Origin of the sequence: Mesorhizobium sp. STM 4661 (assembly GCF_000359125.1) — a bacterium.
Lineage (GTDB): Bacteria > Pseudomonadota > Alphaproteobacteria > Rhizobiales > Rhizobiaceae > Mesorhizobium.
The window spans coordinates 74,056-93,354 of the sequence record NZ_CAAF010000073.1 but is presented as its reverse complement, the minus strand read 5'-3'; the positions used below and the strand labels follow the sequence as shown (position 1 = coordinate 93,354).

General features: G+C 64.1%; 19 protein-coding genes. 10 read left to right on the top strand and 9 right to left on the bottom strand.

What is annotated here, in order from left to right; all coding sequences use genetic code 11:
- Positions 1-2,172, bottom strand: a complete 2,172-nt coding sequence (locus MESS4_RS31285) for a cadherin-like beta sandwich domain-containing protein (RefSeq protein WP_198292797.1) — start codon at positions 2,170-2,172, stop codon at positions 1-3.
- Between the two features lie 610 nt (positions 2,173-2,782).
- Between MESS4_RS31285 and MESS4_RS24675 the strand changes: the two genes are divergently transcribed.
- Positions 2,783-4,243 carry a hypothetical protein gene (locus MESS4_RS24675; protein WP_006336896.1) on the top strand — a complete coding sequence of 487 codons (1,461 nt, stop codon included), beginning with the start codon at positions 2,783-2,785 and terminating at the stop codon, positions 4,241-4,243.
- A 16-nt stretch (positions 4,244-4,259) separates the two neighbouring features.
- On the opposite strand, the gene MESS4_RS24670 is transcribed toward MESS4_RS24675, so the two are convergent.
- Positions 4,260-5,810: a winged helix-turn-helix domain-containing protein gene (locus MESS4_RS24670; protein ID WP_006336895.1), complete on the bottom strand. Its 1,551-nt coding sequence runs from the start codon at positions 5,808-5,810 to the stop codon at positions 4,260-4,262.
- Positions 5,811-5,830: 20 nt separating this feature from the next.
- Here MESS4_RS24670 and MESS4_RS24665 point away from each other — a divergent pair, with 20 nt between their 5' ends.
- The gene (locus tag MESS4_RS24665) at positions 5,831-6,142 is read left to right on the top strand and encodes a hypothetical protein (protein WP_244441209.1); all 312 of its coding nucleotides are present in this window, start codon (positions 5,831-5,833) and stop codon (positions 6,140-6,142) included.
- Between the two features lie 168 nt (positions 6,143-6,310).
- Here the strand turns inward: MESS4_RS24665 and MESS4_RS24660 are convergent, their stop codons facing one another.
- On the bottom strand, positions 6,311-6,928 hold the full coding sequence (locus MESS4_RS24660) for a TetR/AcrR family transcriptional regulator (RefSeq protein ID WP_006336894.1): 618 nt from the start codon (positions 6,926-6,928) through the stop codon (positions 6,311-6,313).
- A 454-nt stretch (positions 6,929-7,382) separates the two neighbouring features.
- Here MESS4_RS24660 and MESS4_RS24655 point away from each other — a divergent pair, with 454 nt between their 5' ends.
- The 3 genes from MESS4_RS24655 to MESS4_RS24645 are packed head-to-tail and all read left to right on the top strand — an operon-like array spanning position 7,383 to position 11,136.
- Complete coding sequence (locus MESS4_RS24655; RefSeq protein ID WP_081609845.1) at positions 7,383-7,868, top strand: (2Fe-2S)-binding protein; 486 nt, start codon at positions 7,383-7,385, stop codon at positions 7,866-7,868.
- The gene (locus MESS4_RS24650; RefSeq protein WP_006336891.1) at positions 7,865-8,848 is read left to right on the top strand and encodes a xanthine dehydrogenase family protein subunit M; all 984 of its coding nucleotides are present in this window, start codon (positions 7,865-7,867) and stop codon (positions 8,846-8,848) included. Before MESS4_RS24655 ends, MESS4_RS24650 begins: the two co-directional genes overlap by 4 nt.
- Positions 8,845-11,136, top strand: coding sequence for a xanthine dehydrogenase family protein molybdopterin-binding subunit (locus tag MESS4_RS24645; RefSeq protein ID WP_006336890.1), 2,292 nt, complete (start codon positions 8,845-8,847; stop codon positions 11,134-11,136). The genes MESS4_RS24650 and MESS4_RS24645 overlap by 4 nt, the downstream gene beginning before the upstream one ends.
- 257 nt (positions 11,137-11,393) lie before the next feature.
- On the opposite strand, the gene MESS4_RS34765 is transcribed toward MESS4_RS24645, so the two are convergent.
- Both MESS4_RS34765 and MESS4_RS24640 read right to left on the bottom strand, forming a co-directional pair.
- Positions 11,394-11,582, bottom strand: coding sequence for a DUF4239 domain-containing protein (locus MESS4_RS34765; RefSeq protein ID WP_006336889.1), 189 nt, complete (start codon positions 11,580-11,582; stop codon positions 11,394-11,396).
- Complete coding sequence (locus tag MESS4_RS24640) at positions 11,582-12,091, bottom strand: hypothetical protein (protein ID WP_244441208.1); 510 nt, start codon at positions 12,089-12,091, stop codon at positions 11,582-11,584. The genes MESS4_RS34765 and MESS4_RS24640 overlap by 1 nt, the downstream gene beginning before the upstream one ends.
- A gap of 220 nt (positions 12,092-12,311) precedes the next feature.
- Between MESS4_RS24640 and MESS4_RS24635 the strand changes: the two genes are divergently transcribed.
- On the top strand, positions 12,312-13,232 hold the full coding sequence (locus MESS4_RS24635; RefSeq protein ID WP_006336887.1) for a DMT family transporter: 921 nt from the start codon (positions 12,312-12,314) through the stop codon (positions 13,230-13,232).
- A gap of 85 nt (positions 13,233-13,317) precedes the next feature.
- Positions 13,318-14,061, top strand: a complete 744-nt coding sequence (locus tag MESS4_RS24630) for a 2OG-Fe(II) oxygenase (protein ID WP_006336886.1) — start codon at positions 13,318-13,320, stop codon at positions 14,059-14,061.
- A gap of 43 nt (positions 14,062-14,104) precedes the next feature.
- On the opposite strand, the gene MESS4_RS24625 is transcribed toward MESS4_RS24630, so the two are convergent.
- Together MESS4_RS24625 and MESS4_RS24620 are read right to left on the bottom strand one after the other, a co-directional pair.
- The gene (locus MESS4_RS24625; protein WP_006336885.1) at positions 14,105-14,809 is read right to left on the bottom strand and encodes a pseudouridine synthase; all 705 of its coding nucleotides are present in this window, start codon (positions 14,807-14,809) and stop codon (positions 14,105-14,107) included.
- A gap of 96 nt (positions 14,810-14,905) precedes the next feature.
- Positions 14,906-15,592, bottom strand: coding sequence for a GntR family transcriptional regulator (locus tag MESS4_RS24620; protein WP_006336884.1), 687 nt, complete (start codon positions 15,590-15,592; stop codon positions 14,906-14,908).
- 98 nt (positions 15,593-15,690) lie between these two features.
- Here MESS4_RS24620 and MESS4_RS24615 point away from each other — a divergent pair, with 98 nt between their 5' ends.
- From MESS4_RS24615 to MESS4_RS24610, 3 genes are all read left to right on the top strand, one after another.
- The gene (locus tag MESS4_RS24615) at positions 15,691-16,938 is read left to right on the top strand and encodes an FAD-dependent oxidoreductase (RefSeq protein ID WP_006336883.1); all 1,248 of its coding nucleotides are present in this window, start codon (positions 15,691-15,693) and stop codon (positions 16,936-16,938) included.
- A gap of 149 nt (positions 16,939-17,087) precedes the next feature.
- Positions 17,088-17,255 carry a hypothetical protein gene (locus MESS4_RS33735; protein WP_006336882.1) on the top strand — a complete coding sequence of 56 codons (168 nt, stop codon included), beginning with the start codon at positions 17,088-17,090 and terminating at the stop codon, positions 17,253-17,255.
- 350 nt (positions 17,256-17,605) lie between these two features.
- Positions 17,606-18,511 carry a LysR family transcriptional regulator gene (locus tag MESS4_RS24610; protein ID WP_036242021.1) on the top strand — a complete coding sequence of 302 codons (906 nt, stop codon included), beginning with the start codon at positions 17,606-17,608 and terminating at the stop codon, positions 18,509-18,511.
- Positions 18,512-18,531: 20 nt separating this feature from the next.
- Here the strand turns inward: MESS4_RS24610 and MESS4_RS24605 are convergent, their stop codons facing one another.
- Together MESS4_RS24605 and MESS4_RS24600 are read right to left on the bottom strand one after the other, a co-directional pair.
- Complete coding sequence (locus tag MESS4_RS24605; protein ID WP_006336880.1) at positions 18,532-18,786, bottom strand: Txe/YoeB family addiction module toxin; 255 nt, start codon at positions 18,784-18,786, stop codon at positions 18,532-18,534.
- Positions 18,783-19,037, bottom strand: a complete 255-nt coding sequence (locus MESS4_RS24600; RefSeq protein ID WP_006336879.1) for a type II toxin-antitoxin system prevent-host-death family antitoxin — start codon at positions 19,035-19,037, stop codon at positions 18,783-18,785. The genes MESS4_RS24605 and MESS4_RS24600 overlap by 4 nt, the downstream gene beginning before the upstream one ends.
- Positions 19,038-19,299 lie beyond the last annotated feature (262 nt).

Genomic DNA, 19,299 nt, shown 5'->3' with positions numbered 1-19,299 from the left:
TTATGGAATTTTGACGGCGGTCGCCTTCGCATGCAACTGTTCGAGACGCGTGTTGAAATTGTCCGTCTGTGTTTCGGCGAAACGTCTGGCGGCATCTACCTGTGCCTGCAGCAGGCCGATCACCTCGGAATCCCTGGACGGGTCGGGGCGGGCGATCACGGCGAAAGTAATCGTCGCCGCAGGTGACGTTCCAAAGGCGTTCGACAGTGTGAATGCGACCTGAGCCGATCCGGAAAATGTCGGGCTGGCGTCGAAGACCAGGCTTTGCGCTTCGAGACGCAGATTTCCGGCATCGGGATCAGAAACGGACGTGATCGCCGCTGCCGTGAACGGCCCGCCACTCGCGCCTTCCGTCAGGTCGATATTGGCGGTCGTACCCGCCTGCACCTCAACGGTACGCGAGACCGCCACCGGAGCTGGCTTCTGTCGCACAGCATTGACGGTGTAGGTCTGCGTGGTTACGCCATCCTGGGCGGTCACCACGACGGAGATTTCGGTTGTCCCTTCGACAAGGGACAGCGCTGTGCTTGCCGATCCCGGCGTGACAGCCGCGCCGTTGACGGTGATGGTTGCATCGGTCGCAGTCGGGGTCAGGGTAATGCTTGTCACCGCATTGGCGACGTCCAGCTTGTAGACCAGGGTATCCGGGCCGAATGCCGGGTCGAGACTGCCGACGCTGGGGACCAATCCGGTGAGTTCGGCTTTCGGGGAAGCGGCGCGGGATATATCGACCCTGTAGGATTTGACAGTCGTCCCATCTTGAGCGGTGACGACGACATCGACCTGCCTGGAACCGACGGACAGCGCAATGGCAGTGCTAGCGCTTCCGGAAGCGACGGTATTGCCGTCGATGGTGATGCTTGACGCTGCATCGGCCGCGGTCGGTGTCAGGGTAACGGTTGTCACCCCATTGGCGACGTCCAGCCTGTAGGCCAAGGTATCCGGGCTGAATGCCGGGTCGAGACCGCCGACGCTGGGGACCAGACCCACGAGATCGGCGATCGCGCCAGCGCCACGCGTCACAGTGACCTTGTAGGCCTTCATTGTCGTTCCGTTCTGGGCGGTAACGTCAATTGCGATCTCAGTGGCGCCGACGGACAAGGGAATGGCGGCGCTGGCGCTTCCGGAAGCGACCGCCGAGCCATTGACCTTGATTGTCGCGTTAGGATCGGCCGCGGTCGGTGTCAGGGTAACGGTTGTCACCCCATTGGCGACGTCCAGCCTGTAGGCCAAGGTATCAGGGCTGAATGCCGGGTCGAGACCGCCGACGCTGGGGACCAGACCCACGAGATCGGCGATCGCGGCAGCGCCACGCGTCACAGTGACCTTGTAGGCCTTCACTGTCGTTCCGTTCTGGGCGGTAACGTCAATTGCGATCTCAGTGGCGCCGACGGATAAGGGAATGGCGGCGCTGGCGCTTCCGGAAGCGACCGCCAAGCCATTGACCTTGATTGTCGCGTTAGGACCGGCAACCGAAAGGGTCAACGCGACCTCGGTCACGTCGTTCGCGACGGAAACCGCATATCCCAGGACATCCGGATCGAAAGCCGGTGTGAGCGTTCCCTTGCTTGGCTGCAGCTGCGCGAGGTCCGCGTTGGACGAAGCCCGGGTCCACGGCGTGCCGCTCGCATAAGCGGGGTTGCCCTCGCCGCCAATGTTTACGGCGGCATTTGCTCTCACGTCGACGCGCAATGGTCCAAACCCGGCAACAGCGGCATTGACCGTGTATCGAATGTTGTCCGTTGTCTGAAGGGTCGACAGCGTCCCGGACGCGGAATCACCGCCGACCAAAGTGAAATCCTCCAATCTCACACCGGTGACCGGCTCCGAAAACACGATTTCGAAAGTCACGTCGTCGGCATCGGATGGCGGGGTGCCGACAATACCGGTGGAAAGAACGATTGGGGCAATAGCGTAAACGAAGACGCCACTTGTGGAGGCGACATTGTTAAGGGCAAGGTCGGCGGATACTGTTCCGTCGAAATTCCCGATGGTGCCGCCGTTGGCCTGGATCGCCGCGCCGACCTGGATGCCGTCGAGATCGATCTCTCCCGCTTGAACGGTATAGCCGAAGGAAAGCTCCGTCGTTCCCGAGCCGCTCGCATAGTTTGCGAAGCGTGTCGTGCCGCCGATCGTCAGCGCTATTCGCGGCGTTCCGCCAGCAGTGCTCACGGTGACGGCTTCGCTGAAGTTGACGTGAAAGCTCAGGACATCGCCCGCCCTGTAAGATCCGTTTGCGGGAACCGAGACGGACGAGACGGCAAGAGCGGAGGATTGAGCGTGAGAGTTCGTTGCGTTAAAGATGCAACCGAAGACGAAGAGCAGCAGCGCAAGAGTGGCAGTTCCAATCGTCTCGAAGGAAGCGCCGCCGAAAGCGCACTTCTCCTGGCCACAGCGCATGTTGTCCCCGCCATCTGAATCGGCCCAGACATTATGGCCAGATCATATCTGGTGGGCTAACCGCGCCTTTTTGGCAAGCCCTTCGCCTCGGAATGTTGTTCCGGCTTGAAGACACAACGGCCGGCCATCCATGGAGAGCCGGCTTGAAGAGCGGCGCGGGGCGAGGGTGCGAACAGTTCAAGGTGTGGGGGTGCGGTCGAACGCGGTTTGTGTCATTCGAACAGACGAGGACAGTAGCCAAGCCTCTGCCTAGCGTTAACTTGGCCCTATGCGCTCACGATCGGGAGAGAGGTTGAGTCCGTATCCGGCCTGAATGGGAGGCGAGGATCAAAACCCTGAAAACTCCCTTCCTAGTGGTGTTGTACGAGAGGGAGATCCGGTCATGAAGTTCAAAGCTCTGATAAAGCGTGCCGAGATTGTGGATGGAGCGTTCGAGCAGCTCGAATCCGATCTGGCGGATGCGTTCGATGAATGTATCAACCTGGACGATGAGTGGCCGCCGGAGGACGCGATCGATATCCCGGACGAGAATCTCGCGGCAAGGAATGACAACACGCTGCTTGAGTACAATCCGCTGTCCGAGGACGACGCGCTGCCAGAGGACAATTCGGGCGAAACCGCGCGGCGGCTGACTTCCCACGCTCAAACCCGACTGGCTGCATTGAATGCCGTCGATGAGCTCTTCCACGATGCGCAGGAGTATATGGGGGAGATCAATGCGAAACTGTCGGAGATCGCGACCTCGCATCACCTGACAGGCGAATATTTGAAGCTTCTTCACGGCGACATTCTTCGCGCCAACGAATTGGAACTGGCAAATGCCGGCCTGACCACGCAGCAAAGAGCGCTGTCGGACCAGCTTCACGACGCGACCAAGAGGCAGCGCGAGCGCGACAGTGTCATCGAGGCCCTGGAGCAGCGTGAAACAAGCCTGGTCGAGGACAAGGAGGCGCTTCGCGGTGCGCTGGCCGCGGCAAGGCTGGAACTGGTCGTGGCAGGCAATGCGAGCGCAAAACGCGAAGCGGAGTTCGGCGACCTCGTCAAAACGCTTTCGGCCAGGACGGTCGAGGTCGACAGGCGCTCGCGCGAGAACGAGATGCTGCGGGAAAAGCATGTCAGCCTGTCGATCGACCTCGACAAGGCGCTGAAGCGGGAAGCCGAGGCGCGGCACAGGCTGGATGAACTGTCGACGATCCACGCCAATGAGGCGGCGCGGCTTGCGGAGCTGCTGGCAGCGCTCGGCAAAAGCGAAAAAGAGGAGATACGCCTGCAGAAATCGCTCGATATCGCGCAAACCAAGCTGTCGGAGATGACCGAAGCGGCGCGTATCAGGGACGGCGACAGGGAAGCCGAGCTGCAACGCAGTCTCACGGAGATGAGCGGCCTGCGGTCGGAAATTCAGGGCCTGCAATCGCGATTGGAGCTTGCCTCGCACGAGAACAGCGAAGCCGCCAGCGAGATCGCCAGGCTCAAGGTTCAATGGAGCGATGCCGTTGCCGAAAAGCAGATCGCGGAGCAGAAATTGTCCGCGCTCATCAAGGAGAATGAGCACGACAAGATGAGCCTTTCGACGGTGAACGCGAACTTTTCGCAGCTTTCCCTGCAGCAGGCATCCGAACAGATCCAGCTCGATGTCCAGAGGCAGGAATGCGAGGATCTGCGCGCCGAAGTGGCGGTGCTCAATGCTCGGGTCAAAGAGCTGTTGCCCTATGAGCGGCTCCATAAGGTGACAAACGCCAGGTCGCGCGAAGACACCGTGGTCGAGATCACCGGCGCGGTGGCGGAGAAGGCCCGCGCCACCAGCAGGCGGCGCGTCCGTCCAAGCCTGCGCGCCGCGTCATAGCAAGGCGCGACCCTAATCAGCCGGCGCCAGGACCCGGTGGCGCCGGTCTGGTTCCGGCCTCATACGCTGCAAGTGCCTTGGCGACGCCGGCAACGAGGTGTTCAACATCGCTCGCATGTTCGAAGGCGAGCCGGGTTTGTGCAAACTCCAGTGGCGAATAGTCCGGCGCTATCCGCTTGACCTCTGCCATGATGCGCTGAGCTTCCTCCAGGTCGCCGAGTTGCGCGTGGCACCCCGCAAGCCTTGTAAGTCGCCAGGGGGTCTTCGAGGGGACCTTGGACATGCTGACAAGCGCGGCCTTGTAATCTCCAGCCGAGTATTGCGCGATGGCGCGATCATAGTGGTACCAGTCTGGATGGATCGGGTTGATCCGTATCGCACTGTCAACCGCCGCGAGCGCTTCAAGAGGCCTGCCTCTCATCGTCAGCAAGAACCCCATTTGCGCAATCGTATCGGCGTCATATGGATTGAGGTCGAGCGCGCGTTGAAGGTGATGTTCAGCCGCATCGAACCGACGGGCAGAGATTAAAGCCTGGGCGAGTACGCGATGGCAGCGTGGCTCTTCCGGCGCCAAGGTCACCGCACACTCCGCGCGGTCGATCAGTGAATCAAGCAATGCCGGGGATGCCTCGGCATAGCCACCGACAATGAGATCGGCGAGCGCGATGTAGGAATGCGCCAGTGCATAGGCCGGGTCCTTTTCGACCGCAGCCTGGAAAAGACCGCGCGCGGCCTTGTTGTCATCATCACTATAACCGCGCAGACGGGCCAGTCCGCGCAGCAGAAGCTCGTACGCAGCCAAACTGTCAGGAGGCTTTGGAGATGCCTGCTTGACACCTGCGTCGTCGAGCCGAGCGACCAGCCGGTTCACCACACGGCGGGCGATTTCTTCCTGCATGTCGAAGATCTGGCCGCCAGACGCAGAAAAGGTATCGCTCCACAGAACGCCACCCGTCGAAGCGGCAATGAGACTGACGGTGACCCGCATGCCGTCCGCGCGAGTCGTCGCCCTGCCGCGGACCAGATAGGTGGCGCCGAGGCTGTCGCCAACGGAACGCCAGTCGGAAGCCGCATCCGAGACGAATGCAAAGCCGGAATTGCGCGCCAGCACGACGACCGTTCCGAAGCGAGCCAACGCGTTGACGATGTCCTCGGCAAAGCCGTCCACCAGAGGGGTGTCTTCCGGCGCACCTTCATTAGTGAAACGCAGCACCGCAACGCTCGGCTGTCCAGCGCGCTCTTGCTTTGGCGCTTCGAGAAGAGAGAGGATGTAGCCGCGTTTGGCGACCGTGCGGATAATGGTTTGGCCTTCGTCATGGAGCGCCTTTCGCAACTCCCTGACCGCCTGCGTCAGTGAGTCCTCGGTCACGAAGACATCAGGCCACACCGCCGACATCAGTTCCGACTTGGTCGCGACACGCCCGACATTCCTGCTGAGATAGGCCAACAGATCAAACGCCTTGGAGCGCAGAGCAACAGGTTTCCCGTCGCACAGCAGCAAGCCGCGGGCAAGATCAAGCTCGCAACTGCCAAGTGCCAGTACGTGCCCCGGTTTTTCTTGCGACATCGAATGCCGATCTGACCAGCTTGACCAAACGCTGCCCGATTGGGGTCTTAATCGGCGCGGACGTCAAGGGATCAGGAGAATTTGGTTCGCCTTTACTTTGGCTGGAAGTCATGCGCCTCTCCATGGCCATGATCTCCAGCATTTCGAACATTGTTCCAGGCATGGGCGCACAAGGCGACGCAGCCATCACGGTGGATGCAAATTCCAGAAGTTCCTGCCGGGCGGCTTGGCGCGTGTTCTCATTCGGTGACATGTTCGACCTCCCGTTCGTTCTTGAGAACAATGAAGCAGAAGATTGCGCGCGTACCGGAAGATTTCTGAAATTCTGCTGAATCTTGCGGCGTCGATCCGCGCCCAAAATGAGCGGCGCCGCCTGTCGGCCGACGCCGCTTCGCGGTCAAGTCATCGCGTGAACGTCTCGACGATGATGCGTGCCACGTCCGCATGCACGGTCTCGCGTTCTGGTTTCCTGGACGCGAGGGAAGGGAACGCCACCGTAATCACCTCGCCTTGGCCCCGAACCTCAGCCCATCCATCAGCAGCTTGACCAGCCGGCGCGAGCGGTCGCGCCAGTCCTTGGTGTCGGGCGCCGAATAGATGCCGCCGAGCGCATGCAGGACATCGGAGGCGTCGACATCGCCGCGGATCGCACCTGCCGCCACCGCCGCCTCGACCAGCCGTCGCAGCGCCTGCGTCACCCGGCCCGAAATGTCCGAAAACAGCGTCGAGTTGGTGGACATCAGGATGCGAAGGCTCGTCGTCAGGCCGCGCTTGGTGGCGATGTAGTCGACGAAGCGCTGCATCCATTGTTCCAGCGCGACATCGGGCGCTTCAGTGCGGGATAGCTCGTCGGCCGCCTGGCACAACCCTTCCACCTCGCGGCGATAAACCACCTCGACCAGATGCTCGCGCGTCGGAAAATGCCGGTAGAGCGTTCCGATGCCGACGCCGGCCTGGCGGGCAATCTCCTCCAGCGAGGCATCGACGCCATGCGCGGCAAAGGCCGCCGCCGCGACCTCGATCAGCCGGTCGCGATTGCGCTGCGCATCGGCGCGCAGTTTTTTTGTCGCTGTGGCGTCGGGTTTGTCTTCAACTGTCGCGGGCGGCTGCGAAGCCAATTTTTTCTCCACTCTCGAAATATGGGGCTTGAACCCATGCGGGTCAGCCCCCACGTAATAAACGGAGGTGCCTCCGTTTTAGTGGAGCACCCTTATCATATAATCAGGGGACCCGGTATGTCACGTGTTGAAAGCCTGCAAGCCGATGAGAGCGTGATCTCCCCCCTCGTGGGGGAGATGGCCGGCAGGCCAGAGGGGGGCGCTGTCCCGCCAGCCTATCAACCGATCGCAGTCACTCTCTCAGACCGGTTTCCATTTCGAAGAGAGCCAGCTGGCAAAGTTCGCATTCCTTCGCGCCCCCCTCTGCCCTGCCGGGCATCTCCCCCACGAGGGGGGAGATCGGCCTTCATCAGCGCTTTCGCCTTCTAGACCTAGCCATCTGGTGACCTTGCCGCCTCCCGGCCGGGCGCCACATCATCCCCCTCCGCGTCAAGCAACTGGAGCCAGACGCCCCATGACAAGCAAAACCCTGATCCCCATCCAACTTCAAATCAATGGACACCAACACGAATTGGAGGTCGAGCCGCGCGTCACGCTGCTTGATGCCTTGCGCGACCATCTCGGCCTGACCGGAACCAAGAAGGGCTGCGACCACGGCCAGTGCGGCGCCTGCACGGTGCATATCGACGGCCAGCGCGTGCTGGCCTGCCTGACGCTTGCCGCCCAGGCCGAGGGCAGGGTGGTCACCACCATAGAAGGGCTGGCGCAAGCGAATGGCACGCTGCACGCGGTGCAGGCCGCCTTCCTCGAACAGGACGCCTTCCAGTGCGGCTACTGCACGCCGGGACAGATCATGTCGGCCGTCGCCTGCATCCGCGAGGGCCATGCCGGCTCGGATGACGAGATCCGCGAATACATGGCCGGGAATCTGTGCCGCTGCGGCGCCTATCCGCACATCGTCGCCGCCGTGCGCCAGGCAGCTACGGAGGTCGCGTCATGAGGGACTTTTCCTATCTGCGCGCCAGTTCGGTCGATGCGGCACGGCAGGCCTCGGCGCTGCCCGGCGCCATGCTGCTCGCCGGCGGCACCACGCTCATCGATCTCGCCAAATGCGGCGTCGCCGAACCCGATACGATCGTCGACATCACCCATCTCAAGGGGCTCGATGCGATCACGGTCGATGACCAAGGCGCCACCATCGGCGCGCTGGCGAAGATGAGCAGCATTGCCGACCATGCCGACATCAAGAGCCGGTTCCCAGCCGTCTCGGAAGCGCTGTGGCAGGCCGCCTCGGCGCAGATCCGCAACATGGCGACCATCGGCGGCAATCTGATGCAGCGCACGCGCTGCCCCTATTTCCGCGATGGCGAAAACTTCCCCGCCTGCAACAAGCGCACGCCCGGCAGCGGCTGTTCGGCGATCGGCGGTGTGACCCGCGGCCATGCCGTGCTCGGCACCAGCGAAACCTGCATCGCCACCTATCCCGGCGATCTCGCCGTGGCACTGGTCGCCTTCGATGCATTGGTGCATCTCGGCGACCGGCAGGTCGCGGTCGACGACTTTTTCCTGCCGCCTGGCGCCACGCCGGAGCGGGAGCATGCGATCCAGCCGGGCGAGGTGATCACCGCGATCAGCATTCCGGCATCCGCCGCTGCCCGGCGCTCGACTTATCTCAAAGTCCGCGACCGGCAGTCCTACGAATTTGCCGCTGCAAGTGCCGCCGTCGGTATCGAGTTCGAGGCGGACGGCCGCACGATCCGCGACCTGCGCGTGGCGCTCGGCGGCGTCGCCACCAAACCATGGCGGGCGCGCGGCGTGGAAGCGGCGCTGAGGGGCAAGGTGCTGGAGGCCGATACCGTCAGGCGCGCCAGCCTGCTTGCCGTCGAGGGCGCCATCGACCACGGCGCCAACCATTACAAGATTGAACTGGCGCCGCGCGTCGTCGCCCGCGCCATCCTCGAATTGGGAGAAACGGCATGACCGTTCACATGAAAAGACATGGCGATGCTTCCGACGGCGCGGAGGCTGTCGGCGGGCGGCTGTCGCGCGTCGACGGCCCGGCCAAGATCACCGGTGCCGCCAAATACGCGGTCGAGCAGCAACTCGACGGCCTCGCCTATGCCGTGCTCGTCGAAAGCACGATTGCCGCCGGCAAGGTGCGTTCGATCGACACGGAAGCCGCGAAAGCCGCACCGGGCGTGCTCAAGGTGCTGACGCCGGACAATATCCCGCCGCTGAAGACCGCGTCGGACTGGTTCGGCACGCCGCCGCCGGACGCACCCTACTGCCCGCTGGCGCGCGACATCACCTTCTCAGGCCAGCATGTCGCGGCGGTGGTGGCCGAGAGCTTCGAGCAGGCCGTCGCGGCGGCAGCGCTGGTCAAGGTCAGCTATGACGAGGCCCCGGCCATCGTCGACCTCAGCGACGCCAAGGCCGGCGACGGCATCCCGATCGACGCGATGACGAAGGAATGGGGTGACGCGGCGACGGCGTTTGCCGCGGCCCCGGTCAGGATCTGCGCCGCCTACAACACGCCGCGCGAATACCAGGCGCCGATGGAGCCGCATGGGCTGATCGCGCGCTGGCAGGGCGACCAGCTGACGGTGTGGGAGCCGAGCCAATGGCTCGACGGCATGGCGCGTACCTATGCCGAATGGTTCGGCGTGCCGTTCGAGAATGTGCGGCTGGTCTCGCCCTATATTGGCGGCGGCTTCGGCTCCAAGGCGCTGGCGCTCGGCCATGGCGCGGTGGCGGCGATTGCCGCAAGGATGCTGGAACGGCCGGTGAGACTGGTGATGACGCGGCCGCAGACCTTCACCGGCTATGGCGGGCGCGCCGCGACACGGCAGACGGTGACGATCGGCGCCGACGCCGAGGGAAAAATCCAGTCGATCGTGCATCGCGGCGTCAATGAGACGTCGATTGATGGCATGTGGGTCGAGCCGCTCGGTTCGGTCACCTCGATCATGTATCAGACGCCCAATTTCTCCTCGCGGCAGAATGTCGTGCGGGTGAATTCGGTGGTGCCAGGCGCGATGCGCGCGCCGGGCGAGAATCCGAGCGCCTTCGGCATTGAAAGCGCCATCGACGAGCTTGCCTATGAGGTCGGCATCGATCCGCTGGCAATCCGGCTCAGGAACTATGCCGAGCAGGACCCGCACGCGAAGAAGGCCTGGTCGACCCGGCAGTTGCGCGAGGCCTATGCTGCCGGCGCCGAACGCTTCGGCTGGTCGAGGCGCAGCCCTCAGCCGCGCTCGATGCGCGACGGCAACCAGCTGATCGGCTGGGGCGTCGCCGCCGGCACCTATCCGGTGCGGCGCGCCTATGGCGAGGCCATGGTGCGCATCCTTGCCGATGGCTCGGTCGAGGTCGAGAGCTCCTCGATCGACATGGGGCAGGGCACCTACACGATCCTGGTGCAGACCGCCGCCGAAACGCTCGGCGTGCCGGCGGACAATGTCGTGGTCAAGCTCGGCGACTCGCGCTTTGCCCGCGCCGGCGTCGCCGGCGGCTCGCGGCTGGCCGGCGTGATGACCGGGGCGGTGCACAAGGCGGCGAATGCCGCGCTCGACGAGCTGGTCGGGCTGGCGATCTCCGACCCGCGCTCGCCGTTCCATGCGCTGCAGGCCAACACGCTGGTCGTCGCCAATGGCCGCATCAGCTCGCCGCGCGGCGAAGGCCCGGAAATTTCGATTGCCGAGCTGCTCGCCAGCGTCGGGCGAGACCGGATCGAGGCCAAGGGCGACACCATGCCGGCGAATTCGACGGCCGAGGAGCGCTACAAGAACTACACCACCATCGCCATGGCGCTGCCGCACACCGAGGGCGATTATTCCAGGTACAGCTGGTGCGCGCATTTCATCGAGGTGCGCGTCGACGAGGATTTCGGCACGGTCAGGGTGTCGCGCGTGGTGTCGGCGCTGGATTCGGGCCGGCTTTACAATCCCAAGCTCGCCGAAAGCCAGTGGAAGGGCGGCATCATCATGGGCATCGGCCAGGCGCTGCTGGAAGAAGGCATCGTCGATCGCCGCCATGGCCGCATCGTCAACAACAACCTCGCCGACTATCTCGTGCCGACCAATGCCGATATTCCCGACATCGAGGTGATCTCGGTCGGCATTCCCGACCCGCATTCCTCGGTGCTCGGCGGCAAGGGCGTGGGGGAACTGGCCATCGTCGGCGTCGCTCCGGCGATCGCCAACGCCGTGTTCCACGCCACCGGCAAGCGGATCAGGGATCTGCCGATCACGCTGGAGAAGCTGATCTAGGGTGACGGGACGAGTTGGAAAGTTGGCGATCCTTCCCACCCCCCTCTGGCCTGCCGGCCATCTCCCCCGCAAGGGGGGAGATCGGTAGTTGCACCGACGGCTCTTTTTATTCAGCCTTTGTGATTGGCGAAAGCCGAGATGACATCCAATCTCCCCCCGGGGGAGATGTCCGGCAGGACAGAGGGGGGTGCTGTCCCTCCGACCTGTCAAACAATCGGAGCCACGCCGCTACCCGTCGCCGAAGCTCTGAAGCAGACTCATTGCTTCATCTCCGCCAGCGCCCGTTGCAGCGGCGCTGGCGAGATCTGGATCGGTCCTGAAAAAGGCACGTTCATGTCCAGGATCAGGTAAAGCGAACAGGCAATGAGGGCTGCCGCCAGCACGAAAGAGCCTATCACGATGGGATTGCGTGGCGCCCTGAAGCCAAAGCTGCCGAAGATCAGCATCAGCCACCCACCAGCATGACGATCAACGGCCTGGGTATCTGCCCTTCCGATTGCTCGACCAGCACCCAGCGCATCTCCAGCACTTTCTCCAGGCGCTCGCGGACATCCTGCAGCAAGGACGCGCGCGCGGCGTCCGCCGGGACGATCGCGCTCAACCTGGTGCCGATTTCGGTCAAGAGAAGCTCGGACAGCCGATTGGCGACGATCGGCGTTGGCTGGCTGGGCGAGGTGGCGTCGACGACCCGTTGCACATAGGCGACGAGCGGCTGACGGACCGCCTCCGTCTCGGGGCCGTACTGCCTGAGCACCCTGTCCAGAAGGATCAGCTCCGTCGCATAGGCGTGTACGTTGTGGTCGATGGATTCGAAGGTGTTCTTGGCCGAGTTGATCATCAGGCCAAGCACCAGCGAGGTCATCACCACGAACAGGTTGGCGATCAGCCGGACAACGTCGTTGGTGTCGTCCCGGCGATGGTGGGACGGCAATTTGTCATAGATCGTCAGGCTCACCAGCGAGGCCCCGGCTAGGCAGATAAAAACGACCACTCCGATAAGAGCCTCGCGCATGGCCGTCATTGTGCACGAGAAAGATGAATTGCCAACAGCCGCGGCGAGCCGCTTCGCACCGACGCCCACCCGCAAGTGGCGCCGATCGCTTCTGGTCGGACGTAGGCGATCCGTAAGCTGGCATCCGTCACCTTCCGCAACGTCAAAAGCGCGGGGGAGAACGATGTCGAAGCTGCATGCCAATCTCCTTCTTCTGTTTGCCGCCGCTTTGTGGGGCTTCGGCAATGTTCCGCAGAAGACCATCCTGGACCATCTCGATCCGTTGAGCGCGGTCGGCTTGCGCTGCCTGATCGGCGGGCTTCTGGTGCTGCCGCTGATCGCCATCGAGCCCCAACTTCCGGCGAGTGGCCGCTATCGCGCGAGCCTGGCAAGGGTCAGCGCGCTGTTTGCGATTGCCATCGTGCTGCAGCAGATCGGCTATCTCGGCACGTCGGTGACCAACGCCAGCTTTCTGATCAGCACGGCGACGGTGATGACGCCATTCGCGGCGTGGCTGCTGATCGGCGAGCGGCTGACGGTTTCCGTCGGGCTCGCCGCCAGCCTGACGCTGGTCGGCGCGCTGCTCCTGTCCGGCGGCATCGCCAGCTTCAGCCAGGGCGATGTGACGGTCTTGCTGGCGGCCGCCTGCTATGCTCTCTGGATGGTCGAACTCGGCCGCCATGCGCAAGCCTATGGACGTCCGTTCTCCGCCCTGGCGGCGCAGTTTCTTGGCGCGGCCCTGGTGAGCCTGCCGCTTGCCTTCTTCCACGGAAATTTGTCGCCTGCGAGCGCAATCGATGCCTGGCCAGAACTGCTTGTGCTGGGCGTGTTCTCGACCGCCGTCTGCTTCGGCATCCAGACGATTGCCCAGCGCTTCACCTCGGCCAGCCACGCGGCGGTGATCGTCAGCGCAGAAAGCGTGTTCGGCGCGCTGGGTGCGGCACTTTTCCTGGATGAGCGGATATCGTCCGTCGGCATGCTCGGCGCCACGATCATGCTTGGCGCGATCCTCTACCTCGCCCTCTCCGGTGGCGGAACGGCCAAGACGGCGCCCGAAAACGGCACCACCGGTGCTTGCGTTCGCGAGCCGCGACACCTCATCTAGCGCGGCCGGTTGGCAGGAAACGGGTGGTCCGCGCACGTTGTTTCTCCCATCTCTGGTGGCATAGGAAGCCATTGGAGGCAAAGCCATGACCATCCATTCGATAGGTTCGAAAGCCGCGGTCCGGTCGGCGGAAGCGCGGGTCGCCGGATATGATTGGGAAATGCTGGCCGGCGAACTGGGCAACTATGGCTGCGCGATGATGGAAAAATTGCTGACGCCGGATGAATGCCGGCAGATCGCGGGACTCTATCCGGAGGAGGGCCATTTCCGCAGTCATGTCCACATGGCGCGGCATGGTTTTGGCAAGGGCGAGTATCGCTATTTCCGCTATCCCTTGCCCGATTTGATCGGCGGCTTGCGCAGCGCGCTCTATCCGCGCCTTGCCGCGGTCGCCAACGCCTGGAACGAGCGCATGGGCATCGCCCAGCGCTACCCGGCCGAGCATGGCGCGTTCCTAGATCTGTGCCGCGAGCAGGGCCAGACCCGGCCGACGCCGCTGCTTCTGCAATATGTCCCCGGCGACTTCAACTGCCTGCACCAGGATCTCTACGGCGATCTTGCCTTTCCGCTGCAGGTGGCGATCCTGCTTTCGCAGCCGGGGCAGGATTTCACCGGCGGCGAGTTCGTGCTGACCGAACAGCGTCCGCGCATGCAGAGCCGCGCGGAGGTGGTGCCACTCAGCCAAGGCGACGCGGTGGCCTTCGCGGTCCACAACCGCCCGGTCCGGGGCACCAAGGGCAACTACCGGGTCAATCTACGTCACGGCGTCAGCCGGTTGCGCTCCGGCATGCGCCACACCGTCGGTATCATCTTCCACGACGCGAAATAAGGCCTGCCGTCGAATTTGGGTGCGGCGCAGGCGCGTTGGCTGTTTAGGCAGCAAGCATCGCCCGTTCTTCCGCGGTGAGGTGGCGTGCCTTGCCCTTGGCGAGGTCGCCGAGCTGCAATTGGCCGATTGCCACCCGCACCAGGCGGAGCACCTCGATGTCACAGGCGTGCAGCATGCGGCGAATATGGCGGTTGCGGCCCTCGTCGAGGGTGATTTCCAGCCAGGCGGTGCTGGTGCCGCCGCGCAGGATATCGATCGAGCGCGCCGTCAGCTGCTCGCCATCGACCGTCACGCCGGCGCGCAACCGCGCCAGCAGGGCCGCGTCGGGCAGGGCGGCGACCTGCACGTGATAGATCTTGGCGACGTGCGAGGCGGGGTCGAGCAGGCGCTGGGCAAAGCGCGTGTCGTTGGTCATCAGGAGCAGGCCTTCGCTGGCCTTGTCGAGGCGGCCGACCGGCGAGACGAAAGGCAGGTCGAGCCCGGCCAGACAGTCATAGACGGTGCCGCGATCCTGCGGGTCGTCGCGGGTGGTGACCAGGCCGCGCGGCTTGTTCAGCATCAGATAGACCTTGCGCTCGGCGACGACGCGGCGGTCGTCGACCTCGATGCGGTCGCGGCCGGGATCGACGCGCATCGAGCCATTGCGCACGATTTTGCCCGCGACCTTGACGCGTCCTTCGGCGACCAGAACCTCCGCCTGCTTGCGCGAGCACAGGCCGAGCTTCGACAGCGCCCGGCAAAGGCTCACTCCCGGGGGACTTGCGCCCTGAGAGGCGGCTCCGCTGCGCGGCCGGCCGCTGTTTACTCGCGGCGTCATGGGCTTGCGTGATCGTTCCGGCAAGGATCAGGGCTTTCTCGCCGACCCGGCCTGGGCGAGCGTTTCCATGCCGTCGCCGAGATGCTTGCGCAGGACGCGGACGGCCGCCCCGGCATCGCGATGCCGGCAGGTCGTCAACAGGTCGCGGTGTTCCTCCTGCGATTGGCTGCGATAGTTGAGGTTCGACAGGAGAACGCGCACGTAGCGGTCGGCCGCATTGTGATGGGCTTCGATCAGGCCGAGCAGGCGGGCGTTGCCGCAGGCACTGTAGAGCGCCAGATGAAAGATGCGGTTCAGCGTGCCCCAGCGGCCGACATTCGGCTCGGCGTCGATCTGGTTGAGCACATGGCCGGCCTCGTCGAGTTTCTCCCGGGTGAGGTTCGGGACCGAGAGCCGCAGCGCTTCGCTCTCTAGCAATTCGCGGACCGCGAATATCTCCCTGATCTCGGTAGCGTCCATCCTGGCGACATGCGCGCCCTTGGTCGGATGGATCGAAACGATGCCTTCGGCTTCGAGCTGGCGAAGCGCGTCGCGGACGGGCATGCGGCTGAAGCCGAAACGCTCGGCAAGATCGTCCTGGCGCAACGGCGTGCCCGCCGCCAGGCTGCCGTCGGCGATCGATTCGCGCAGCACATTCGCCACCTGCTCCGCCACCGTCAGCGGTTTCTGCAGCAAGCCTTCGCCAAGTCCACGCAAATCGAGCCTCCACGTCATAGCGGCATCTGCCTAGCAGAAAGTCGCTTGTGCGGATATGTGGATTCTCGTATACGAGTATACAAGAGTTGGGTGCTGTATCCGCAAAGGGGACCTCCATGGCGCTCACATCGGGTCATCGCTCCGGCACAGCACCGGGCGCCGGCAAAAAGCCGGTCGATGCGGTCGTTATCGGCGGCGGCATTGCCGGCTGCACGCTGGCCTACGAACTGGCGTCGCGGGGCGTCAAAACGATCATTCTCGAACAGGGCGTGGTCGCCGCCGAATCGTCGGGGCGCAACACCGGCACCTTGCTCAGCGGCCCGCAGAGCGAAGTCGTCGAAATGCTCGATGCCTGCGCGGCGATCTACGCGGAGCTTGCCGAGGGGCCGGTGCCTTTCGAATTCGGCAGAATTGGCCACCTTCTCATCTCGGAGGACGAGGCCAGCTTCGAGGCGGCCGGCGCTGTCGCCGATCGCTACCGGGCCGCCGGCATCGCCATGGAAAAGCTCACCGGCGCGCAGCTCGCGCGCGACCATCCTCGCATCGGCTTCAAGGTGGCGGGCGCATACAGCGTCGGCCGCGCCTGGACGCTGGAGCCCATGGGGGCGACGCATGCCTTCGCCCATGCCGCCCGCGAGGCGGGTGCAGTAATCCGAACAGGGATTCGCGTCGCCCAGATCTTCTCCAAGGGCGGCAAGGTGCAGGGCGTGCTGACGGATCAGGGCATCATATCGGCCGATCTCGTCTTCATCGCCAACGGGCTGTGGATGAGCGACCTGCTCAGGCGCACCGTCGGCGACGGGCCGCTGCCTGGCTTGCCGTTCACCGCCGGCCGCGGCTGGCTGATCCAGCTCGGCAAGCTCGACTTCGAGCTGCCATGGATCGTCGAGGAACTGACCTGGCCGGATCAGGAGGAACTGGGACGGCGGATGAGCCTCGAAGGCCTTGCCGATGTCGCCGCGCGGCGCGACGACCAGCCGGCCGTCGAAGCCATCTGCCTCAATCCGATGCGCGGCGGCGATGCGCGGCTCGGCGCGTCGGTGCAGCCGGCGTTCCGCGACCTCGTCCGCAACACCGACATGGCGAGCCGGATCGCCGGCCGCACGCTGCGCATGCTGCCCGGGCTCGGTTCGCCACGGGTGAGCAACGTCTATCCCGGCAACCGGCCGATGCTCTCGGACGGTCTTCCGGTCGCCGGCAGGACCACCGTCGAGGGCCTGTTCGTGCATGGCGGCATGGGGTCCATCGGCATGCACGCGGCACCGGCCACGGCGCGCTGGCTGGTGGAAGCCGTGCTTTCCGGAGACGGCAACCCAACGCAGGATTGGCTGCGCCCGGACCGTTTTCCCGGCTGGGGGAAATGAGCTTTGCCGCGGCTCCGTCGGTGCGGCAGTGCGATGGAATGCCTCTCCCAAAGATTCACGTCTGGCTTACATCCTCTTGAGAAGGCCTTGTTTCTAAAGCGCGTCGCATTTGAACGGATTCATGCGACGCGCTTTAAGGTCTTGTTTTCATGCATGTCGTTATCGTAAAGCCGCTGCGCACTTTTGCGCGATATGCATTAGGCGAGCTGCTGTCGCCGGCCGGCGCGGGCGGTGCCGCGGTCGTATTGGGAGCAATCACCTTGCTGTCGCCGTCGACCGACAAATCCGAAATCGGCAAGCTGGCGGTGGCAGACTGAGAAACCATCCGGCGACTTCCAGCCTGCGCGCCTTCATCGATTTCCTGCGGCGGGCGAGGGGGGACTGAAGAACCGCAAGGCTTGCGGGACAGCGCCCCTCTCTGTCCTGCCGGACATCTCCCCCACTTGGGGGAGATTGGCAGCTTCGCCGACAGCGCTCCTTTTGCAAGGTTGGTGGTTGGCGAAATCAGTGGTGACGGCCGATCTCCCCCCTTGTGGGGGAGATGTCCGGCAGGACAGAGGGGGGCGTCGTAGAGCATCAGCCTCAGCGAGCAGGCCTTGACGCGACTGACGGTGTTCCGTCTTGATGCACTGCGCCGCAAGCAGCGCAACGCCAGCCGGGAGATCGCTTGATACACTCTCGTTTGCTTCGCTATCTCGACGAAGTGGCCCGCTGCGGCTCGATCCGCAAGGCGGCGGTGACGCTCAACGTCGCGGCGTCGGCGATCAACCGGCAGATCATCGCGCTGGAGCAGCAACTGGGGACGCCGCTTTTCGAACGTCTGCCCGGCCACATGCGGCCGACCGCGGCCGGCGAGGTGCTGATCACCCACGCCAGGGAGACGCTGAAGCATCACCGAAAAGCGATCGAACGGATCGAGACGCTGAAGGACGGCCGTTTCGCCAGCGCCTCGATCGCCACGGTGGGCGGGCTCTCCAACGACATGCTGTCCTATGCGCTGGCCGAGTATCGTCGCGAACGGCCCTTCACGCGGTTTTCCGTCAGCGTGCTGGCGGCCGACGACATCGCGGTGCAGGTCGCCGCCGGCGAGATCGATCTGGGGTTTGCCTTCGATCTTCCCGAAACCCCCAATTTGACGGTGGCCGCCTCGATGCTGAGCCCTTGCGGCGCCGTCGTGCTGCCCGACCATGAGCTTGCCTCGAAAGCCGTACTGCGGCTTGGCGACCTCAGGCGATTTCCGCTGATCATGCCGCAGGTCGGCGTTACGCTGCGCGATCATTTCGACCACGCCTGCGCCGCTGCCGGCCTGTCGCTGGAGCCGGTGCTGGAATCCAACAGTTTCGAGCTGCTCAAGCATTTCGCGCTGCTCGACCAGGGGGTCGCCATCCTCAACCGGATCGACGTGCTGCACAGCCATCTGTCGGGGGCGGTCAGCTTTATCCCGATCGCCGAGCTTTCCCGCTTCACCCAGCGGCTCAGTGTCGTGCATCGCGCCCGCGGCCGGCTGGCGCCGCTGCCCAGCCATCTGCTCGAACGGCTGAGCAGCCTTATCGCCAGCCAGAGCAATTCGTGAAGGCTTCCGCTGCGATGGTGTCAATAGTGGAAGCGGCACTGTGCGATCAGCAGGCCGTCCTCGGTCGGCCGGTACACCAGCCGGTGTTCCTGAGTGAGGCGCCGCGACCACCAGCCTGATAGCGGCCCGCGCAATGGCTCCGGCTTGCCGGTGCCGGTGAAGGGCGTGCGCAGGCATTCCTTGATGAGCCCGTTGAGGCGCACCAGCAGCTTCGGGTCGGTCGCCTGCCAGTGCAGGTAATCCTCCCAGGCCCGCTCGTGAAAGACGAGCTTCACTCCGAAAGCTCGCGCTCGGCTCCCTTGCCCGCGTCGAGATCGGCGATCGCGCCAAGCAGCCGCTCGGCGTTCGCCGGGCTGCGCAGCAGGTAGCACGTCTCCTCATAGGACGCGAAATCCTCCAGCGACATCAGCACCGCCGCAGGCTTGCCCTTGTCGCGCGTGATGAGCACGGGGGCATGATCCGCCGTCACGCTGTCGAGCATGGCGGCAAGATTCTTCCGTAGATCGCTGTAAGAGGTGGTACGCATGGCCTTAATGTACGTATTTGAGTACAATATGCAAGGCAGGATCGCCAGACGCCGCCCGCGTCGAAGGGCAGGGCCGCCCCCCCCCCACCCGGTCCCCGTTGCCTGAAAGGCATCGGGGTGCGCGTTCTTTGATGCTTTGAGGCACGCATGTTTTCGGTCACATTCCCCATGGGAACACAAAGCATGTCGCCCAAAAGTGCGCAGCGGTTTTGGGGCAACGACATGCATAAAAAAGAGAGCAACGCCGCGAAGGCGACGCGTT